The sequence below is a fragment of the Spirulina sp. CCNP1310 genome, assembly GCF_034932185.1.
In the GTDB taxonomy this organism is placed as follows: domain Bacteria; phylum Cyanobacteriota; class Cyanobacteriia; order Cyanobacteriales; family Spirulinaceae; genus Spirulina.
In genome coordinates, this window is record NZ_JAYGHW010000008.1 from 39,327 (window position 1) to 57,106 (window position 17,780).

Consider the following 17,780-nt stretch of genomic DNA (forward strand, 5'->3'; position numbering starts at 1 on the left):
CATTGATCGGTGTGGGGAGGGCAAAAGATTTTTTGCCCCTACATGGATTGATTTTTAATGATTAATTTTTTTCTGATTCAGCGGATTCCATATTACCAAGGACTGCCGACTAAACTAAAGGCGCTCCAATAGAAGGGATGGGAAAAATCTTCGCTAGGGACGACATCCACGGTCATGCCGCCGGGATACTCCTGATTGAGTAAGGCCAGTTGAGCGCGACGCACAGCTTCCGCTTTGATCGTTACTTCCGGCTGTGCCAATTGGTAGTACAACTCATTCATCAGCACCGCTGTCCCTGCATCGGAAACTTGCCATAAACTCGCCAAAACTGACTTCACCCCTGCCTGCACCGCTGCCCCTGCAAAACCTAATTCGGCCTCTTGGTTCCCCACAGCGGTTGTACAGGCACTGAGGATCAACAGTTCTAGCGGTGGCTCGGTATAGAGCCGCAATTCCCGCAGGCTACTCAGGGCGATCGCCTCCTCTCCCCAAAGTTGGATATAGGCGGTTTCGGTACGATTCGGGTCAAAAAAAGCATGGGTGGCAAGGTGGAGAATTTGAAATTGGCGCTCCTGGCTTTGGGCCTTGAGATTGCGCCAGGTAAATTGCTCGTTGAGGTAAATTTCTCCCCGCCGTTGCTGGGTAATTTTCGCCAATTCGTTAGGAACAGCGGGGAGCGGGCTGAGGTTGCGGGCGGTGAATTCTGATGCCCCCATGGCCAAAACAGGCGTATTCGCGGTGATCGGTTGGTAGTTGAAATTCGTTAGGGAAAGACTGGGCATTTGCCCCAGGCTAAACCGTTCGATGAGGAAGCCGTTGCCATCATGGAGGGCGGCGAGGGGGAGCGATCGCAATCCCTCATCGCCAATCAACACGAGATTATCAATTTCCCGCTCCGTCAGCACCGCCTCAAAGGGAGCAATCAACTGTTGATACAGTTCTTGGGCGGGAGTGAAATAGGCCTGACTCCGCAGATTACTTACCGCCCGCCGGAATCGTCCCACCAAAGCCTCTATCTCCCCCCGGGTAATCGCTAGGGTTTCGACAATGGGGGAGCCATTGGCGGTGATCAATAGTAGTTGGAGGCGATCGCTCCCTTGGGGTTCTAAGGAGAAAGCAACATCTGTGGCGGTGGCTTGGAGGGGATCAAATTGCTGCACGCCTTGGCTTAAATTTGCCTCCAATCGCTCCACGGTCGGGGCAGCCACCACCCCCGCCGGCACAAAACCCGCATAGAGAATCGCCGGTTTCACCCCTGTGGCCTTCGCAATGCGTTGTAAAATTCCTTGGGCAAAATTTTCACCGATAAAATTACTTTCTTCCGCCACATCCAAGGAAGAGGTTATTTCTTGACAATAGGGCGGGCAACTGAAGTTATCTCCCGTAATAATACGAATATTTCCTAAGGTATGGCTGCGATTAAAACTTTCACCGACGTTAATTGTAAAATCTCCATTCGTAATTGCGGCGGCTGTACCATTGCGATCGCGCTGATTGATATTGGCATCTCCCACAATAAAAGGGACAGTCCCATTCCCACCATGGGTGATCGTAATATCACCGCCTCCCAGCGCCCCAGCCGCAGAAATACTGGCTAAAACGCCATTGCGGGCTGTAAAAGAGCCGATAGCTTGAAAGAATCGTTGGCTGGTAACAGTGATATTTCCCCCCCGTCCGGTCTCACTTTGGGAGTTCAGGCTAGATACGGCAATATTGTTGGGAGCAGAAAGGGCAATGGCTCCACCATTACCCAGACTCACAGTGCTACTATCAATTGACCCACCCAAAAAAATGCCATAATTATTAGCAGTTTCTCCGCCTTGATGACTGATATTAATATTTCCCCCACCCGAAAATAAGGGACTATTCAAACTGATCACGCCACCAATTCCTTGACTATCACCAATCAGATCAATAGTTCCACCAAAGGAAGAAATAGTATTGCCTATGATGGCAATTCCTGCTCCCCCCACTCCATTCCCAACAATACGAATATTTCCCCCTGAGGAATTGATCAATCCAAAATTAATATCTACACCAGCATCATCAACGATAAAAATGAGTTCTCCCGACTCATCCAATCTTGTCCTAAAGTTGGGATTACGACTAACTCCATTGAGGGTAATATTTCCCCCTTGTGAATTCAGATTAGATTGAATGAGAATGCCGCTACCATTGACACTTGAACCCGTAATACTCATGTCACCACCCCTAGAGTCAAGAGAACCATTATCTTGTAACAATACGCCTGCTTCACTCCCTAAAGTTTTTCCGGTAATTGCAATCGATCCACCATTGGTGTTAATCGCCTGATTGATTACCACCCGACCCTCACCATTATTATCAGAATCCCCAATCAAGGATAGGTTTAAAGACGATGGCCCCGATGCAATGCTGTTATTAATAAAAATGGAATTATGAGCTTCTAAACTGAGGAAGCCTGGACTCGTGCCAGCATATGTTAAAGAATCAGATAAGGTAATATTTCCTACTTGGCTATTGGTTCCACTATTGCCTGTCACCACTCGCACCGATGCACCGGTATTTAAGGCAGTTGTGAGATCACCAATACTTAAAAATGCCCCATCATTGTTAGAGGTGAAGGGATTTGTCCCCGTCATGTTATTGCTCGGACTCGTGCCAATTTCAATGTTATTGGGGTCAATGAGCCAGGTTCCGGCTTGACCTTGGGGGGCAGCAACATCGGGACTCCCTTCAATCTGTAAATTGTGTAATCCGCTGGTTTCAATAAAGCCGCCATCGCCCCCGAAATTCCCACCCCTAGCGCTGAGGTTGCCGAAAATTCGCGCCGTATCACTGGCAAACAAAATCACCCGACCGCCATCACCATTTCCCACACCATCCGCTGCAATTTTGCTCTGCTGATCCACAAATAAATGGGTAGCATTGGGAACCGACCCCTTACCCTGCTGCTCGCCACCGATTAAAATTGTGCCGCCACCTTGGCCATTGGCGGTAATCTCAGCATCCACTAACGCGATCTGACTGCCAAAAATGCCAATATTTCCCCCCGTTTCGTCCCCACTGGTCTCGATTTGGCCCGTAATTACGGTCGTTCCTCCTTGGGTTGGGATCTGTAAATCGGAGCCGGATAGTTGCAATTCCCCCGTGGGCGTGACGGTAAAATTGGGATCGATGCCTTTGCCCGTGAGCAGTTCAGGAAGATCCTGGATCTTGAGGGGACTATTCACCGGGATTTGCTCCGGTTCTAATTCCAAGCTCAATAAATGGCCGGGTTGCGATAGCCGCACCCGCTGACTTCCCTCGACAGCGGTAATCACCACCGTTCCCCCTGGAGCCGTGAAGCTACCTGTGTTGATCACCTGCCCGCCGATTAAGCTGATACTTTCACCGGGATTAACAGCTAAATCCCCTTGATTGAGAATTAACCCCCCTTGATCGAGAAAGGAGATTAACAAGGGAGAGCCGCTTAATTGGGCGTAATCGTTCGCTCCTGTGGCATTAAACCAACCGCCGGGAAAGCTGATGCGATCGCCCGTCGTGGCGGTAAACGACCCCGGCACATCCAACCGCGCCCCCGGCCCAAACAGGATCCCCGCTGGATTGATCAGGTACAAATCCGCCGCACTGCCCGTAACTTGAATCAACCCATTAATCACCGAGGCATCGCCCCCCGTCACCCGCCCTAAAACGTTGGCAATGCCCGGCTGGGTTAAAAACTGCGCAATTTCCCCCGCATTTAGGCCAAATTGCTGAAAACTGTGGAACAAATTCGCCCCGGCCTGGGTTCCCCCTTGAATTTGGTAGGTTTGCCCTTGATATTGAATCATTGTGCCGGTTCCATCGTTAGCAGTGGTGATGGATTGGGCAAGGGCGGGAAGCGTAAGACCTCCCCAAGCCAACAGAGTGAGGGTAAAACAAGAACGCAACATCAGTCAAAAGGGGGTAGACAATAACAGATTTTGCCTCTGGTCTAACACGATTTTTCGCTGAGATCGCAATCGTTGAGAATCTTATTAAAGTTACCATCAGGCTCGCCGCGATAACACCCGCTGTAATCGTAGGAATTCCGGGGGGTAGGGGGCGATCGCCTCCAATCTTTCCCCCGTTAGGGGATGATCCAACCGCAAACAATAGGCATGGAGGGCTTGGCCGGTGAGGTTGACTCCGAGCGATCGCCCCGGCCCATAGAGGGGATCACCCACCAAAGCATAGCCAATGTGGGCCAAATGGACACGGATTTGATGGGTGCGCCCCGTGGTGAGGTGAAATTCCAGCAGCGTATAGTTTCCCAATCGCTCTAAAACCTGCCAATGGGTCACAGCTTCCCGCCCGTTCTCACAGATCGCCATCTTCTTCAACCCCGCCGGATGATGGCCAATGGGCGCATCCACCGTTCCCTGCTGATCACGGGGCGCACCGTAGACAATGCCGTGATAGATGCGTTGGGCAGTTTTGGCTTTAATTTGAGCTTGCAGATGGTGTAACGCCTGCTCCGTTTTCGCCACCACCATCACGCCGCTGGTGTCTTTATCCAAACGGTGAACGATGCCCGGCCGCTCTTCCCCCCCAATCCCTGCTAAATCTTGGCAATGGTGCAAGAGGGCATGAACGAGCGTCCCCTGACTATGGCCAGGGGCAGGATGTACCACCATCCCGGCGGCTTTATTAATGATGATTAAAGAAGGATCTTCGTAGAGGATATCAAGGGGGATGGCTTCCGGCTCAAGGTTGGGGCCGGTGAGGGGAGGGATCGTCAGGGTGAGGGAGTCCCCCGGTTGCAGACCTGTTTTTTTCTCCGTGCAGGGGGAGCCGTTGCGTTGCACTTGCCCCTGCTCGATCAGTTTTTGGAGCCGGGAGCGGGAAAGGTCGGGAATTTGCGCAGCTAGCCAGCGATCGAGGCGGGGGGCTGGTTCGGAAACAGTGAGGGTGATCCCCCCCTGCCCCCCCTTAAAAAGGGGGGGGTTCTGCATTCCAGCCCCCTTAAGGGGGCCGGCGTAGCCAGAGGGATCTGAGGGGTTAGAGGATGGGTCGGGGGGCATCAGTGGGGCTGCTTTCCATTTTGGCCTTGGCCTTATTGGCACTGCGGCGGAGGGCTTGGAGACGGGTTTCAAATTTTTTGCGTTGGCGACGGTTGGGGGTTTGCTCGATCAGGGTTTTTAAGGCACTGCCGAGACTTTTATAGGCGTTAGGCATACTGTAACCGAAACGGGTGGCGAGGGCGATCGCCCGTTGATCCGCTTCTAGGGCTTCCCCTAACCGTTTATCCCCATTATTTTTCTGCCAGAGCCGAAACCCCGACACGCCACAAAGCGCCAAAGCTAACACCAATAACAGGCCATCCTGTACCCATAATTCCCCCACGGCTCCCCCCAAACCAATGGCCAGAGCCGCCATTTCCCAGCCTTCTTTGGGGATCGTGTCGTTCTGAATCCGGCCCACCTCATGCCAAAACAAGAGATTGCGCTGATCAATGGCGAGGTTATCCCATTTGGACAGATCAATTTGAATTTCGATTTCATCCCGGCCCAATTCTTCGCAGCGGATCAAGGGGGGATTCACTTCAGTAGAGGCTTCCACCATCACCCAACTTTGTAATTCTGGGGGGAGGAGGGTTTTTAAACGCCGAAGCTCACTCATTTCGGCGCGGGCAGAAGCGGCGGCATAGGAGGTCATAGCGGTTTTAGGCAGATCTTTAAGGTTGGGTTATTTTCCCATACTATCGTTTCTCTGGGGAGAAAAGGATGGCGGTTAACCGATGAATATATCCTAGTCTGCCCTCATCCCCCCGCCCCTTCTCCCAAAAAGGGAGAAGGGGAGCCAGATTCAAAGTCCCTTGCCCATGTTGGGAGAGGGATTTAGGGTGAGGGATGCTTCCTAACCGATAATTACCCGCTCCATCTGTTCGAGGGCGCGATCAAAATCATCATTGATGATCTGCACATCGAATTCATCGCGGGCGGCAATTTCCGCCTGGGCATGGTCTAGGCGGCGGCGAATGGCGGGATCGGCATCCGTGCCGCGATCGCGCAGTCGTCGTTCCAACTCATCCAACGAGGGGGGCAAAATAAACACCCGCAGTGCAGCGGGGAATGTCTCCCGAATTGCCCGCGCCCCCACCAGTTCAATTTCCAAAATCACCGTTTTCCCTTGGGCAATTTCCGCTTCCACGGCTTGGCGGGGCGTGCCGTAAAAATTACCCGCATATTCCGCCCATTCCAACAGTTGATCCGTGGCGATCAGCGTTTCAAATTCGGGCCGGTCTAAAAAATAATATTCTTTGCCGTGGGTTTCCCCAGGGCGGGGGGCGCGGGTGGTGGCGGAAACCGATAGGTGCAATGGGGGATGTTTGGCGAGTAAGGCTTTAACGAGGGTTCCCTTGCCCACACCGCTGGGCCCCGTTAACACCACTAATCGACCTAAGGGGGTGAGGGTGGGGGATTGGGGGGCGAGGGTTTCAGTGCAATTCATTGGGGCTACGGGGCGGGGGAATCTTTAGGGTGGAGGAAGCGTTGGGCTACAGTTTCCGGGTGGATGGCCGATAGCACAATATGGTTAGAATCGGTGATGATCACCGCACGGGTACGGCGGCCATAGGTGGCATCAATGAGTTGGCCGCGATCGCGGGCTTCTGTAATGATACGCTTAATGGGTGCCGATTCGGGGCTGACAATGGCGATAATCCGCTGACTGGCGACAATATTGCCAAAGCCAATATTAATCAAAGGGCTATCCATAGACAGGGGGAAAATCGAGGATAGGGCCAGGGGTAAAGGATGATCTCTATCCTAGTACGGAATTTAGTGGGGAGGGCGAAAGATTTTTGTGCCTCCGGCAGGCTTACGCCAACGCCCCTACAGATTCCGGATCACTGAAAACCCGCCAACAGTTGAGCAGATTGAACGATGCAAGCTTTTGACTATACAACGCTGGTGGCGGTTTGCCACGAATTAAACAGGGATTGGGTTCCGGCAAAGCTGGAGCAGGTTTATCAGCGCGATCGCCACACCCTTTGTTTCGCCCTGCGCACGCTCCAAGGCCGAGGTTGGTTAACCCTCTGCTGGCATCCAGAGCGGGCGCGGCTCTGTATCGGTAGCCCTCCCCCCCGTCATCCGGATACCTTCACCCTCAGTGATCAATTGCGCCATCAACTTAATGGTTTAGCCCTGGTGGCGATCGCCCCCCTCCAACCTTGGGAGCGGGTGGTGGATTTGCAATTTTCCCGCCGGCCAGGGGAGCCGGCCCTGTGGCATCTCTATGGGGAAATCATGGGGAAATACAGCAATGTGGTGTTAACGGATCGGGATCAGCAAATTATCACCACCGCCCATCAGGTCAACGCCCAACAATCCCGCCTCCGCACCGTCCAAACCGGCCAAACCTACGAACCGCCACCGCCCCTGCTCGGAGCGATCCCCCAAAAAGAGGAACCGCAAAGCCGTTGGCAGGAGCGGGTCAGCCTCATCCCCGGCCCCCTCCATAAGCAACTCCTGAAAACCTATCGTGGCCTCAGTCCGATGGTGAGCCGTCATTTAGCCACCATGGCCGGCCTCGATCCCCAACAATCCACCCACAGCCTCACGCCGAGCCAATGGGATCACCTCTGGCAGCAATGGCAGCAATGGATCGAGATCCTCAATACGGGCAACTTCACCCCCACCCGCTTACCCCAAGGTTATCGCGTTTTACCCGGTGCAGGGGGCGAGGTGATGGCGTTGCAGGTTTTGCTCGATGAATACTACAGCCAACAGGGAGAGCAGCAGGCTTTTCAACAACTCCACCACCAATTGAGCCAAACGGTCAAAACCCGCTTAGAAAAATTGCGGCACAAAGCGACGACATTCCGCGATCGCCTCACCCAATCCGCCGATGCTCAGGTGTATCGCGATCGCGCCGATCTGCTCATGACCCATCTCCACCGCTGGCAACCGGGGGCGAAAAAAATCAGCGTCCCCGATTTGGATACCGGCAAATCCGTTAATATCCGCCTCAATCCCGAAAAAACCGGCTTGCAAAATGCCCAAGCCTTCTACAAACAACACCAAAAACTAAAGCGGGCGCAAATTGCCGTGGTTCCCTTATTGGAAGCTGTGGAGGGGGAAATTGCCTATTTGGAAAATATTGAGACGAGTTTAGCGGGCGATCGCTATCTCGGCCCCGATGATCTCATCTCCCTGGCGGAAATTCGCAGTGAGTTAATCGAAGCGGGCTATTTGAATGCGGGGAAAGATCGCCCTGTTGTCCCGAATCCCTCCCAACCCCGCCGCTACCCTTCCCCCTCTGGGTTTGAGGTGTGGGTGGGGCGCAATAATCGTCAAAATGATCACCTCACCTTTCGCACCGCTGGGGAATATGATCTCTGGTTCCATGCCCAGGAAATTGCCGGGAGTCATGTGCTGTTGCGATTGCCGCCGGGAGCCGTTGCCGATGGGGAAGATTTGCAATTTGCGGCCAATTTAGCAGCCTACTACAGCCGGGGTCGTCATAGTGATCAAGTTCCTGTCGTTTACACTCAGCCAAAATTTGTTTATAAACCCAAGGGGGCGAAACCCGGCGTAGCCATTTATAAACGGGAGCAGGTGTTATGGGGGCGATCGCACCAGGCCGCCGCCTTCCTTGCGTAGGGGCGAAAAGTTTAGGGGGCGAAAAATTTTTCGCCCCTACAGACAAATTAATTCAAATTAATTTTGGAAAGGTTTGTCAATCCTGCTACACTGATCTCGTAAAGAAATATTACAAGCACCGCCCCCGACGCGACCTGCTTGGATTTTCTCGACAAAACGACAGACGAAGAGTTTATTTAGCCTACAGCCCGCCTGTAGGCTGTTTTGTTTCAACTTTGTTTCAACCCGCGACAGGGGCCAAATGGGAGGCGATCGCCCGCCCCAACACCTGCTCCAACACCATTGCCACCCAATCCACATCCGCCGCCATCGTCTCCCGCCCTAAGGAAAAGCGGATTCCCGTTTGCGCCTGCCTGGCCCCATAACCCATCGCCGTTAAAACCGGACTGGGGGCCGCCTGGCCACTGTGGCAAGCAGAACCGGCACTGATGGCAATCCCTGCTAAATTCATTTGCCGCACCAATTCCCGCCCCGTCAGCGTGGGGGGAACATCCTTTAAAACAAAACTGAGGTGATGGGGGAGGCGGTGGTTAAAGTTGCCCGTGGGGAGGAGGTGGGGATTGTGGCGTAATTGGGAGAGCAGGCGATCGCGCAATTCCCCTAACCGCTTCGATTCCGCCGCCAGCCTTTCCGCCGCCAAAGCCGCCGCCACCCCTAACCCCGCCAAGGTCGGAACCGCCTGGGTTCCCGATCGCAATTTTCCCTCCTGACCCCCCCCCGCTAACAGGGGAACCAATGCCACCCCCGGCCGCACATAGAGCGCCCCGGAACCTTGGGGGCCATAGAACTTATGGCCCGATAGCGAGAGCAAATCCACCCCCAACCCCTGCACATCCACCGGCAACCGCCCCACCACCTGCACCGCGTCGGTGTGAAACAAGGCCCCATGGCGGTGGGTAATTTGGGCTAGATCGGCGATCGCCTGGATTGTCCCCACCTCACTTTGACCATAAATCATCGACACTAAAACCGTATTGGGCCGCAACGCCGCAACTAAATCGAAAGGATTTACCCACCCCGTTGGATCCACCGGCAACACCGTTAGTTGCCAACCCCTTGCTTCTAATTGCCGAGCGGGGGCGGCGATCGCATCATGCTCAACGGCGGAAATAATTAAATGCTGGGGGCGATCGTAGCCATGGGCCACGCCAAAAATCGCCAGGTTATTAGCCTCCGTTCCCCCCGAAGTGAACACAATTGTTTCCGGGCTAGGAGCTTGGATCAGTTGCGCCACTTGCCAACGGGCCATTTCCACCGCCAAAGCCCCCCGTTCCCCCCAATGGTGCAGACTGGAAGGATTGCCCCAGCCCGTTAAAGCTTGGCGTTGCATCGTTGCCACCACCGCCGGATCCGGGGGAGTGGTGGCACTGTAATCCAGATAAATCTGCATGATGCTTCCTTGCCTTACAACTAGCCGCCGGGTTTACAAACATTGTAGTCTTCATGGGAAATCACCGCTTCCGGAACCACCAGACTGCCGTGATCCCGACAGAGGAGCCGATAATGGCGCGTCACCGGAATGCTAATCACAAACCGATTGTGGCGGAGTCGCTTGCCCTTGTAGCGGCGATAATCCTGCTGCTCTTGGAGGCCATTGATAATTTGGCGGGCCTTGAGCACCACATTTTTCGGCAGATGGGTCAAATCGATGACATCTTCTCTAAAGGTTGCGAGCCAATGGGCTTTTTCCGATTGTCGTTCATTCCGAGCCTCCGCCTCTTGGGCGCAACGATGGCAGACTTGACCTTGGCCACGATGACCACAGGGAAAAAGTTTTCGTCGTTTCGCCTTCGCCATTGCTCTGTCCAGTGGAGGGAGGAAATCCCGATGGTGTGGTAGATTACATCGGGGATCATGATCCTATTCTGACTGATTTTCTGGCCAGATCACCAGTAGGGCCTCAATTTTGCTCTTAAAAAGACCTGTGGAAAACGTTGCGGAATATTATTGCGCCTGTTGCGGCGAAGTCAATTCTACCTGGGTAGACTTGAGCCAAGGCCTCACCCAGTCCTATATTGAGGATTGCCAAGTTTGTTGCCGCCCCAACACCCTCTACGTCGCCATAGACGAAGAAACCCTAGCTGTAGAAATCACCACCGATTTTCTAGAGTAGGGGCGAAAAACCGAGCGCGAGGAAGGCCTAAACAGGGGAGGGCGAAAAATTTTTGTGCCTCCGGCAGGCTTACGCCAACGCCCCTACAGCCATTCCCCATTCCCCATTTCCCTACTCACACCGCTTCACCGTCGATAAAGGCACTCCCTCCCGCTCTACGGCGTAAACCACCGGGCATTGAGGAAAGAGCAAAGGCAATTCAATATAGGGCATGGCCACGTAGTAATCCGGGGGCGAACCTTTCGCACCATAGTCTAAATCTACTTCTAGATCCAACAGGGTTAAATCGGGGCTGGTAAACATTTGGGCGATATATTGGGGGCCACCGACGGCCACCGTTGCGCCCTGGGGGGCCTGCTCATTCACCCATTCAATGGCTTCCCGTAAGCTCAGGCCCCAGTAGTCCGTATCGTAGCGACCATAGGCGGCGGGCAATCCCCCCGAAATGCGGTTGAAATAAACGTATTGGTGGGGATGGAGGGTAATCATCGTGACGGCGATCGCACTCATGGCTAGGGTGATCCCCGTCAAAGCAAAAAACCGCTGTACCCGCCCCACCAACTGCTGATAACTCCAAATCAACCCCGCAGCGGCGATCGCCCCCACCCCCGGCAGGATAAACAAAAACTGGCGCAGACCGTTATAAATCGGGGAACCATGGGCAATGGCCAACCCCGGCAACGCGATCATTTGCAATAAAAGCAACACCGTTGCCCCCCGTTGCAAGGGGGTAAAACGGCGAAAATTAATCCCCATAAACAGCAACCCCAACCCCAACCCCACCTGCCACAGTAACGGCGTAGTTTGCCACAACCACACCGGCAAATAGGAACGGGGAATTTCAGAAGCCGGTAGGGTTTCCCCCGCAAACACCACCACCCCCGGCCAAGTATGTTGGGATAAATAGGCCAAAGTTTCCAAAAACCAACCCAAGGGATTCCCCCAGGCCGCCGGGTGTAACACCGTCGTTGTCACCGCCCAAGTGATCCCCATGAGCAGATAACTAGGGGCAGCTTGGCCCAGCATCGCCAACCAACCGCGACGAAAACCTTGGGCGATGACATGGGCGCAGGGGAAAAAGCCCAACACCACAAACCCGCCAATCCGGGTACTACAAAGAATGCCAATCAAGACCCCATAGAGGGCGGTATAAAGCGGGAAGCGATGGGGGCTGAGGGGGTTAGGGCGGGGGCGAAGGTCGTAGGCAATCAGGGCAGCGCCGACCGCTGTGGTGAGGGTAAACAGGGCAGCAAAGGGGATATCCTTGGGGTTATAAAACCCATGGGCCCAAAACCGGGGAATCAGGGCTAACACCAAGGGGCCAAACCAAGCATATTCAAAGCCCGTGAACATGGCCACCAGGGCCGCCACTGAGCCGTAGGCGATCATCGCCGTTAAAAACGTCAGGGGATGTTTAATCTCAATGCGACGGTGGATGGCTTGGGCAATGGCGCGATCGCCTTCTTCTAAGCCCTGCTCTGCTAGGGGATTATAGTTTAAACCCTGTTCGATGAAGGCTTTCCCCTGATAGGCCAATTCTGCGGTGAGGTTAAAGAGTAAACCGTAATGCTTGAGGTCTTTGGGAATCTCCCGTCCCTGAGTAACCCATTCAAAGTTATATTTCACCGTCGAAATTTCCGTGCCTTCATCCCAAGACACACCATAATCCCCCACCGTGCCAAAACCAATGCCCAGGAGCAGGAGCAAAATGGTTCCTAACTTGAGAGCGGGGGCAACGGTGGGGAATTGAAAAGCGAGGGTGGGTTTCAAAGCCATGGTGATTTTGGAAGAAAATGATACCCTTCGGGGGTGAGTTTAACCGATAGTGGCAAAATTCTCCGTATCTGAGCCAACGGCCAGCATCGAACCTGAACCCGTCGCGGGAAAACAGTTTGCCCCGCATAATTGCGATAATATTGCTCATGAGTCAGAACCCTCCCCGTTCTCTTGCAATTACCATGACGGCTTCCCATGGACGACAACCTTCTGGATCCTCTGATTTAACGTCTATTCCTAGTGATCACATTAAGTTAATCGAAAAACTGCTCTCCATTGGCACAGCCTTGTCAATGGCTCAGGATCTCGAGGAACTGCTCGCCTTTATTTTGACGAAAAGTCGAGAAATTACTTACAGTGACGCAGGGAGTGTCTTTTTAGTCCAACAACAGGAGGGGGAAAGTCGTTATCTGTTATTTAAGGTGGCCCAGAATGATTCTCTGCCCCATGTACGCCTGCGGGAATTTGCCATTCCCCTCACCCGCCATAGCTTGGCAGGCTATGTGGCCTTGACGGGGCGCACTTTAAATATTCCCGATGCTCAAAATATTTTACCAGGATTGCCCTATCAATTGGACCGCAATTTTGATCAAGATTTTGAGTATCAAACCTGTTCAGTTTTGGTTTTACCCATGCAGGACAACACGGGGGAAACCATTGGGGTATTGCAATTGATCAATCGCAAGATTCGCCCTGATGTGAGGATCACCCCCGAAAATGCTGTCACTGTCACCCAACCCTATTCGGAATGGGAGGAGCGGGTGATACGATCGCTGGCATCCCAGGCGGCAATTTCCATTGAGCGCAAAATGCTCCATGAGAATATTGAAAATTTATTTGAGGGGTTTGTCCGGTCTGCGGTGCAGGTAATTGAAGCCCGAGACCCCACCACTTCGGGCCATTCGGAGCGGGTGGCGGATTTAACGGTGCAGTTAGCCCAGCAGGTGGGGGATGTGATCAAGGGGCCTTTACAGTTAATTTATTTCACGCCGCCCCAAATTCAAGAAATTCGTTATGCTGCCTTACTCCATGATTTTGGCAAGGTGGGGGTTCCTGAGGCAATTCTCAATAAACGCAAAAAATTATATCCTGAACAGTTGATGGTCATTCAACAGCGCTTTGCGGTGGCCCAACGCACCCTAGAGCGAGATTGCGCAGAGGCCAAATATGCCTATTTAGTAAACCATGCTAGCCACATTCATCAGGAGGGGGAAAATTGCCCCCATTGCCAATATTTAAAAGGTTTAGATGCACAGTTAGAGCGAGCGATCGCCACCCTCCATCGGTATCAATCGTTAATTTTAGAAATTAATGAGCCGGAGGCGATCGCCCCTAAACAATTTGAAGCCCTTTCAGAGGAGGCCTGGGGAGAATTAACGGCTTTGGCAGAATATCGTTACCAAGATGTGAATGGGGAATTACAACCCCTGCTCACACCCCAGGAAATCGAACAATTAATGCTGCCCATGGGTAATCTCACCCAAATAGAATGGCAAGCAATTCAAGCCCATGTCACCTATTCCTATGAGTTTTTGAAACAAATTCCCTGGACAAAACCGCTACAAGGGATTCCCCTTATTGCCTATGGCCACCATGAAAAGCTGGATGGTAGTGGTTATCCAAGGGGATTGAAAGGGGATGAGATTCCGATTCAAACCCAGATGATGGCGATCGCGGATATCTACGATGCTTTAACTGCGGCGGATCGACCCTATAAACGGCCGTTGCCTTTAGATGTGGCGTTACGCATCCTGCGGGAGGAGGCAGATAAAGGAAAGATTAATGGGGATTTGGTAGCGGTGTTTATGCACAAACAGGTATACAAAATTTTAGGCCATGGTCTCAATGAGAATGATCAGGTGGCTTAACCATGATTGGGTCTCCAAAGTTTAAGGCGATCAGCTAAATTTATGCAAAATCGCAAAATTGAAACCCTGGATATAGGGGCGAAAAATGTTTCGCCCCTACGCAGATTAGGAAATTGCTAGAAGCCTCTCATTCTGGGGGAGAAGATGGCGGCCAAAGGTAGATGCCGCCGGAAATGAGGGTTAAGGCTACCGCTAGCCAAAAGGTGGCGATCGCCACCCCTTGCCATTGGGGAACGGGGGCGATGAGAAGGGCGATCGCCCCCATTTGCACCACGGTTTTCACCTTCCCCCAAAGGTTTGCCCCGCTAATCTGGGTTTGATTCACCCGCCAACCGGCAACAGCCAACTCCCGCCCCAAAATTAAGAACACGCCCCAAGCGGGAACCCGTCCCAAGGCAATCAAACCCAATAGAGGGGCAAGGACAAGGAGCTTATCCACCAAGGGATCGAGGAATTTGCCTAAATCCGTGACTTGGTTCAAACGGCGGGCCAGGTAGCCATCGAGCCAATCCGTTCCCGCCGCCAGCAAAAAGGCAGCTACCGCCCACCATTGGCGCTCTGGGGTGGGGGATTGGAGCCAATAGAGGAGGAAGGGAACGGCGGCGAGGCGGGAAACGGTGATCCAGGTGGGGAGGTTCACGGGTCAAAGGGGGAGGGTGAGCGTGGGAAAACTGTATCACGACGATGGGAGGCGATCGCCCCTTGCTGGCGAGATTAGATCGCTGCCATTTCCCCAATAAAGGCTATAACCGAAAAGAGCAGTTGGCAGAAATGATCATGAAAAACTGGGAACGGTGGGGGGCATCGCTCTTAGGGGCGTTGCTATTAACGGGGCAAGGTGGCGGTTTGGGGTTTGGGGAGGACATTCAAGGTATTGAAGGCATTGAAAATATTGAGGGTCTTGAAAATATTCAAATTCTGGATCCTCCCCAACCGCAAGCAACGCCAACAACTCAAGATGTCAACGAGCAAACCGCCGCCGTCTATCGGATGGTGATTGAAATGTTCCCTGCCCAACGAACAGCGGCGGGGAATGATGGGATGCTGCTGGGGCGGGCTTGGTTGAGTTATGGCATTGCGCTGCAATATTTTGGCCGGTTTGATGAAGCTCGCCCGGCCTTTGAACAGGCCCTCGCTTTGTTGCGGCAAAATCAAGATGTGACTGAAGCGACGGCGTTGCAACAATTAGCGGCGATCTATGCCCAAGCTGGCGATGTTTATGGCCTGACGTTTTTAGAAGGGGAGTTAAGGGGGAATCTTTCCACCCAAAGCCGTCGGATGGTGCTGTATGCCTTGGGTTTGGGGTATTTATCCCTGGGGGATGGGGGAAAGTTTGACCGGGGGATTGGGCTGATGAAGGAATATATGCGGCTTTTACCCGTTGATAGCCCTGTGTATGAACGCACAGCGGCGGCGGGGATTTTAGCGGCGCTCCAGGTTTATGGGGATCCACCAGGGGCGATCGCCACCCTACGAGCCGCCCTACCCGCCACCACCATGACGGATCTTGATCTCACCGCCTGGATTGCCATTGTCAACCAATTGGGCCGGTATCTCCAACGCCAGGAGCGGCATGGGGAGGCGATCGCCCTCCTAGAGGAGGGACTCAAACGCCTGGATGCTTACCCCAACCCCAACACCTATATTGTCGAAAGTAACCGCTGGACAATGTTGGCGCTCTTGGCGGATCTTCACAGTGATCAGCGTAACTTTGCCCAAGCCAGAGCCATCCAACAACAACGGCTGACCCTTGCCCAAAGCTTCACCCCTAAGGTGCGTTTACAGGTGGCCACCACCCTCGACGAGTTGGCCCAGTTGGCTTTTTGGCAAGGGGATCTTCAGGGGGCGATCGCCTACCAGCAGCAGGCCTACGCCCAGTTCGGGATGAGTACCAACCCGACCACCTGGAAACAAGCAGATGTGGGTAATCTGGTGAGTGCGGGCTTCCGTTTGCAGCATTTGGGGTTTCTCCAAGCGCAGGCGAAGCAATGGGCCGCCGCAGAAACCAGTCTCCGCGATGGGTTGGCCATGGATAGCTATGGCCGCCGCATCCTTTTGGAGAATACCAACCTCTATGCCACCACCCGCGATGAAGTCACCATCGGCAGCTATAGCCCCAGCGTTGATGCTTACCGCACATTACAAGGGGTATTGATGGCTCAAAATCGCCCCGATGATGCCCTCGTTGCGGCTGAGGCGGGCCGCAGTCGCGCCCTCTTACAACTCTTGCTCAATCGTCAGGCAGGAACAAATCGCTATATTGACCTCGAACCGCCGACGGTGGCGGAAATTCAGGCGATCGCCCGCCGCGAACAAACCACCCTCGTTCAGTACAGCCTCCTCTACGATGCACCCTTTAGTTATCGCACCCCCCAACCGGGGGAACCCCCCGCCGGAACTCCCACCCAACTGCTGATCTGGGTGATCACCCCCAGCGGGGAAATTCATCACCGCACCCTTGCCCTAGAGGAAGACCTCGGCCTCCTCGTCGAACGCACTCGCAACCGCCTCCTCAGCCGTCGCGGTCGTACTGCGGATGAGCAACTGCAACAACTCCACCAACTGCTGATCGCCCCTATTGCCTCCTTACTCCCCCGTGATCCTGCCGCCCGTGTGACGTTCATCCCTCAGGATATGTTGTTTTTTATCCCCTTCCCCGCCTTGCAGGATGCTCAAGGGGTAGCACTGATTGATCGCCACACGATCCTCACTGCCCCCTCAATCCAGGTGTTGAGTATTGCCCGCCAAGTCCGCGGCCAGCTTAACCCCCGTACCGGCGCGGCAATCATTGGCAATCCCACCATGCCCCTTTTACCGGGGGGAGAGGCTGCCTATCGCGATGGGCAAAGCCCGGTCGGAGACCATCGCCTCGCCCCCCTCCCTGGGGCAGAATTGGAAGCCCAGGCCATCGCCCAACTGTTCCAAACCACGCCCTTGATCGGGGATGCGGCCACGGAGCCAGCGGCGATCGCCGCCATGAACAACGCCCGCATCATCCACCTCGCCACCCACGGTTTACTCGAACCCGAACTCAGCTACAGCAGTTCCCTCGCCTTTGCCCCCACCCAAAACAGCGATGGCTTTCTCACGCTCCGGGAGATCAACAGCCTCGAACTCAATGCCGAGTTAGCCATTTTGAGTGCCTGTGATACCGGACGGGGTTGGATCGGGACGGGGGATGGGGTGATTGGGCTATCTCGCTCCTTCATTGGGGCAGGGGCTGCCAGTGTGGTGGTTTCCCTCTGGGCCATCCCCGATCAACCCACCGCCACATTGATGACGGAGTTTTATCGCCAGTTTAATGGGGGCATGGATGGGGCCCAAGCCCTACGGCAGGCGATGTTATTAACGCGCGATCGCTATGGCGATCCCGGCGCATGGGCCGCCTTTACGATTACCGGCGCGGTGGATTAGGGG

12 protein-coding genes and 1 pseudogene are annotated in these 17,780 nt (G+C 53.9%); 4 read left to right on the forward strand and 9 right to left on the reverse strand.

Going from position 1 to position 17,780, the window contains the following annotated elements:
• Positions 1-92: 92 nt before the first annotated feature.
• The 5 genes and pseudogenes from VB712_RS04030 to remA form a co-directional block, all read right to left on the reverse strand.
• On the reverse strand, positions 93-3,914 hold the full coding sequence (locus tag VB712_RS04030) for a CHAT domain-containing protein (protein ID WP_323252376.1): 3,822 nt from the start codon (positions 3,912-3,914) through the stop codon (positions 93-95).
• A gap of 96 nt (positions 3,915-4,010) precedes the next feature.
• A complete protein-coding gene (locus VB712_RS04035; RefSeq protein ID WP_323252378.1) occupies positions 4,011-4,955 on the reverse strand; it encodes an RluA family pseudouridine synthase in 945 nt (314 codons plus the stop codon).
• Positions 4,956-5,031: 76 nt separating this feature from the next.
• Positions 5,032-5,658 (reverse strand): annotated as a pseudogene (locus VB712_RS04040) (DUF3318 domain-containing protein); the annotation flags it as partial.
• A gap of 201 nt (positions 5,659-5,859) precedes the next feature.
• The gene (gmk, locus tag VB712_RS04045) at positions 5,860-6,453 is read right to left on the reverse strand and encodes a guanylate kinase (protein ID WP_323252380.1); all 594 of its coding nucleotides are present in this window, start codon (positions 6,451-6,453) and stop codon (positions 5,860-5,862) included.
• 5 nt (positions 6,454-6,458) lie between these two features.
• Positions 6,459-6,719, reverse strand: a complete 261-nt coding sequence (gene remA / locus VB712_RS04050; protein ID WP_323252382.1) for an extracellular matrix/biofilm regulator RemA — start codon at positions 6,717-6,719, stop codon at positions 6,459-6,461.
• A gap of 168 nt (positions 6,720-6,887) precedes the next feature.
• Between remA and VB712_RS04055 the strand changes: the two genes are divergently transcribed.
• Entirely contained in the window at positions 6,888-8,606 is a 1,719-nt protein-coding gene (locus VB712_RS04055) for an Rqc2 family fibronectin-binding protein (protein WP_323252384.1), read from the forward strand.
• Positions 8,607-8,826: 220 nt separating this feature from the next.
• On the opposite strand, the gene VB712_RS04060 is transcribed toward VB712_RS04055, so the two are convergent.
• Complete coding sequence (locus tag VB712_RS04060) at positions 8,827-9,996, reverse strand: cysteine desulfurase family protein (protein ID WP_323252386.1); 1,170 nt, start codon at positions 9,994-9,996, stop codon at positions 8,827-8,829.
• Positions 9,997-10,016: 20 nt separating this feature from the next.
• Entirely contained in the window at positions 10,017-10,403 is a 387-nt protein-coding gene (locus tag VB712_RS04065) for a hypothetical protein (protein ID WP_323252388.1), read from the reverse strand.
• Between the two features lie 127 nt (positions 10,404-10,530).
• Between VB712_RS04065 and VB712_RS04070 the strand changes: the two genes are divergently transcribed.
• On the forward strand, positions 10,531-10,719 hold the full coding sequence (locus tag VB712_RS04070; protein ID WP_323252389.1) for a CPXCG motif-containing cysteine-rich protein: 189 nt from the start codon (positions 10,531-10,533) through the stop codon (positions 10,717-10,719).
• Positions 10,720-10,830: 111 nt separating this feature from the next.
• On the opposite strand, the gene VB712_RS04075 is transcribed toward VB712_RS04070, so the two are convergent.
• Complete coding sequence (locus VB712_RS04075) at positions 10,831-12,495, reverse strand: hypothetical protein (RefSeq protein ID WP_323252391.1); 1,665 nt, start codon at positions 12,493-12,495, stop codon at positions 10,831-10,833.
• 182 nt (positions 12,496-12,677) lie between these two features.
• Between VB712_RS04075 and VB712_RS04080 the strand changes: the two genes are divergently transcribed.
• The gene (locus tag VB712_RS04080; protein ID WP_323252393.1) at positions 12,678-14,363 is read left to right on the forward strand and encodes an HD domain-containing phosphohydrolase; all 1,686 of its coding nucleotides are present in this window, start codon (positions 12,678-12,680) and stop codon (positions 14,361-14,363) included.
• Between the two features lie 127 nt (positions 14,364-14,490).
• Here VB712_RS04080 and pgsA read toward each other — a convergent pair whose 3' ends face one another.
• Positions 14,491-15,003, reverse strand: a complete 513-nt coding sequence (pgsA, locus tag VB712_RS04085; protein ID WP_323252394.1) for a CDP-diacylglycerol--glycerol-3-phosphate 3-phosphatidyltransferase — start codon at positions 15,001-15,003, stop codon at positions 14,491-14,493.
• A 44-nt stretch (positions 15,004-15,047) separates the two neighbouring features.
• On the opposite strand from pgsA, the gene VB712_RS04090 reads away from it, so the two are divergent.
• Positions 15,048-17,777, forward strand: coding sequence for a CHAT domain-containing tetratricopeptide repeat protein (locus VB712_RS04090; protein ID WP_323252395.1), 2,730 nt, complete (start codon positions 15,048-15,050; stop codon positions 17,775-17,777).
• Positions 17,778-17,780 lie beyond the last annotated feature (3 nt).

Bases quoted from the DNA above. Each gene is read 5' to 3' on its own strand.
- VB712_RS04055 (WP_323252384.1), top strand. From the start codon at position 6,888: ATGCAAGCTTTTGACTATACAACGCTGGTGGCGGTTTGCCACGAATTA.
- VB712_RS04065 (WP_323252388.1), bottom strand. From the start codon at position 10,403: ATGGCGAAGGCGAAACGACGAAAACTTTTTCCCTGTGGTCATCGTGGC.
- VB712_RS04075 (WP_323252391.1), bottom strand. From the start codon at position 12,495: ATGGCTTTGAAACCCACCCTCGCTTTTCAATTCCCCACCGTTGCCCCC.
- VB712_RS04030 (WP_323252376.1), bottom strand. From the start codon at position 3,914: ATGTTGCGTTCTTGTTTTACCCTCACTCTGTTGGCTTGGGGAGGTCTT.
- gmk (WP_323252380.1), bottom strand. From the start codon at position 6,453: ATGAATTGCACTGAAACCCTCGCCCCCCAATCCCCCACCCTCACCCCC.
- remA (WP_323252382.1), bottom strand. From the start codon at position 6,719: ATGGATAGCCCTTTGATTAATATTGGCTTTGGCAATATTGTCGCCAGT.
- VB712_RS04080 (WP_323252393.1), top strand. From the start codon at position 12,678: ATGACGGCTTCCCATGGACGACAACCTTCTGGATCCTCTGATTTAACG.
- VB712_RS04035 (WP_323252378.1), bottom strand. From the start codon at position 4,955: ATGCAGAACCCCCCCCTTTTTAAGGGGGGGCAGGGGGGGATCACCCTC.
- VB712_RS04090 (WP_323252395.1), top strand. From the start codon at position 15,048: ATGGGAGGCGATCGCCCCTTGCTGGCGAGATTAGATCGCTGCCATTTC.
- VB712_RS04060 (WP_323252386.1), bottom strand. From the start codon at position 9,996: ATGCAGATTTATCTGGATTACAGTGCCACCACTCCCCCGGATCCGGCG.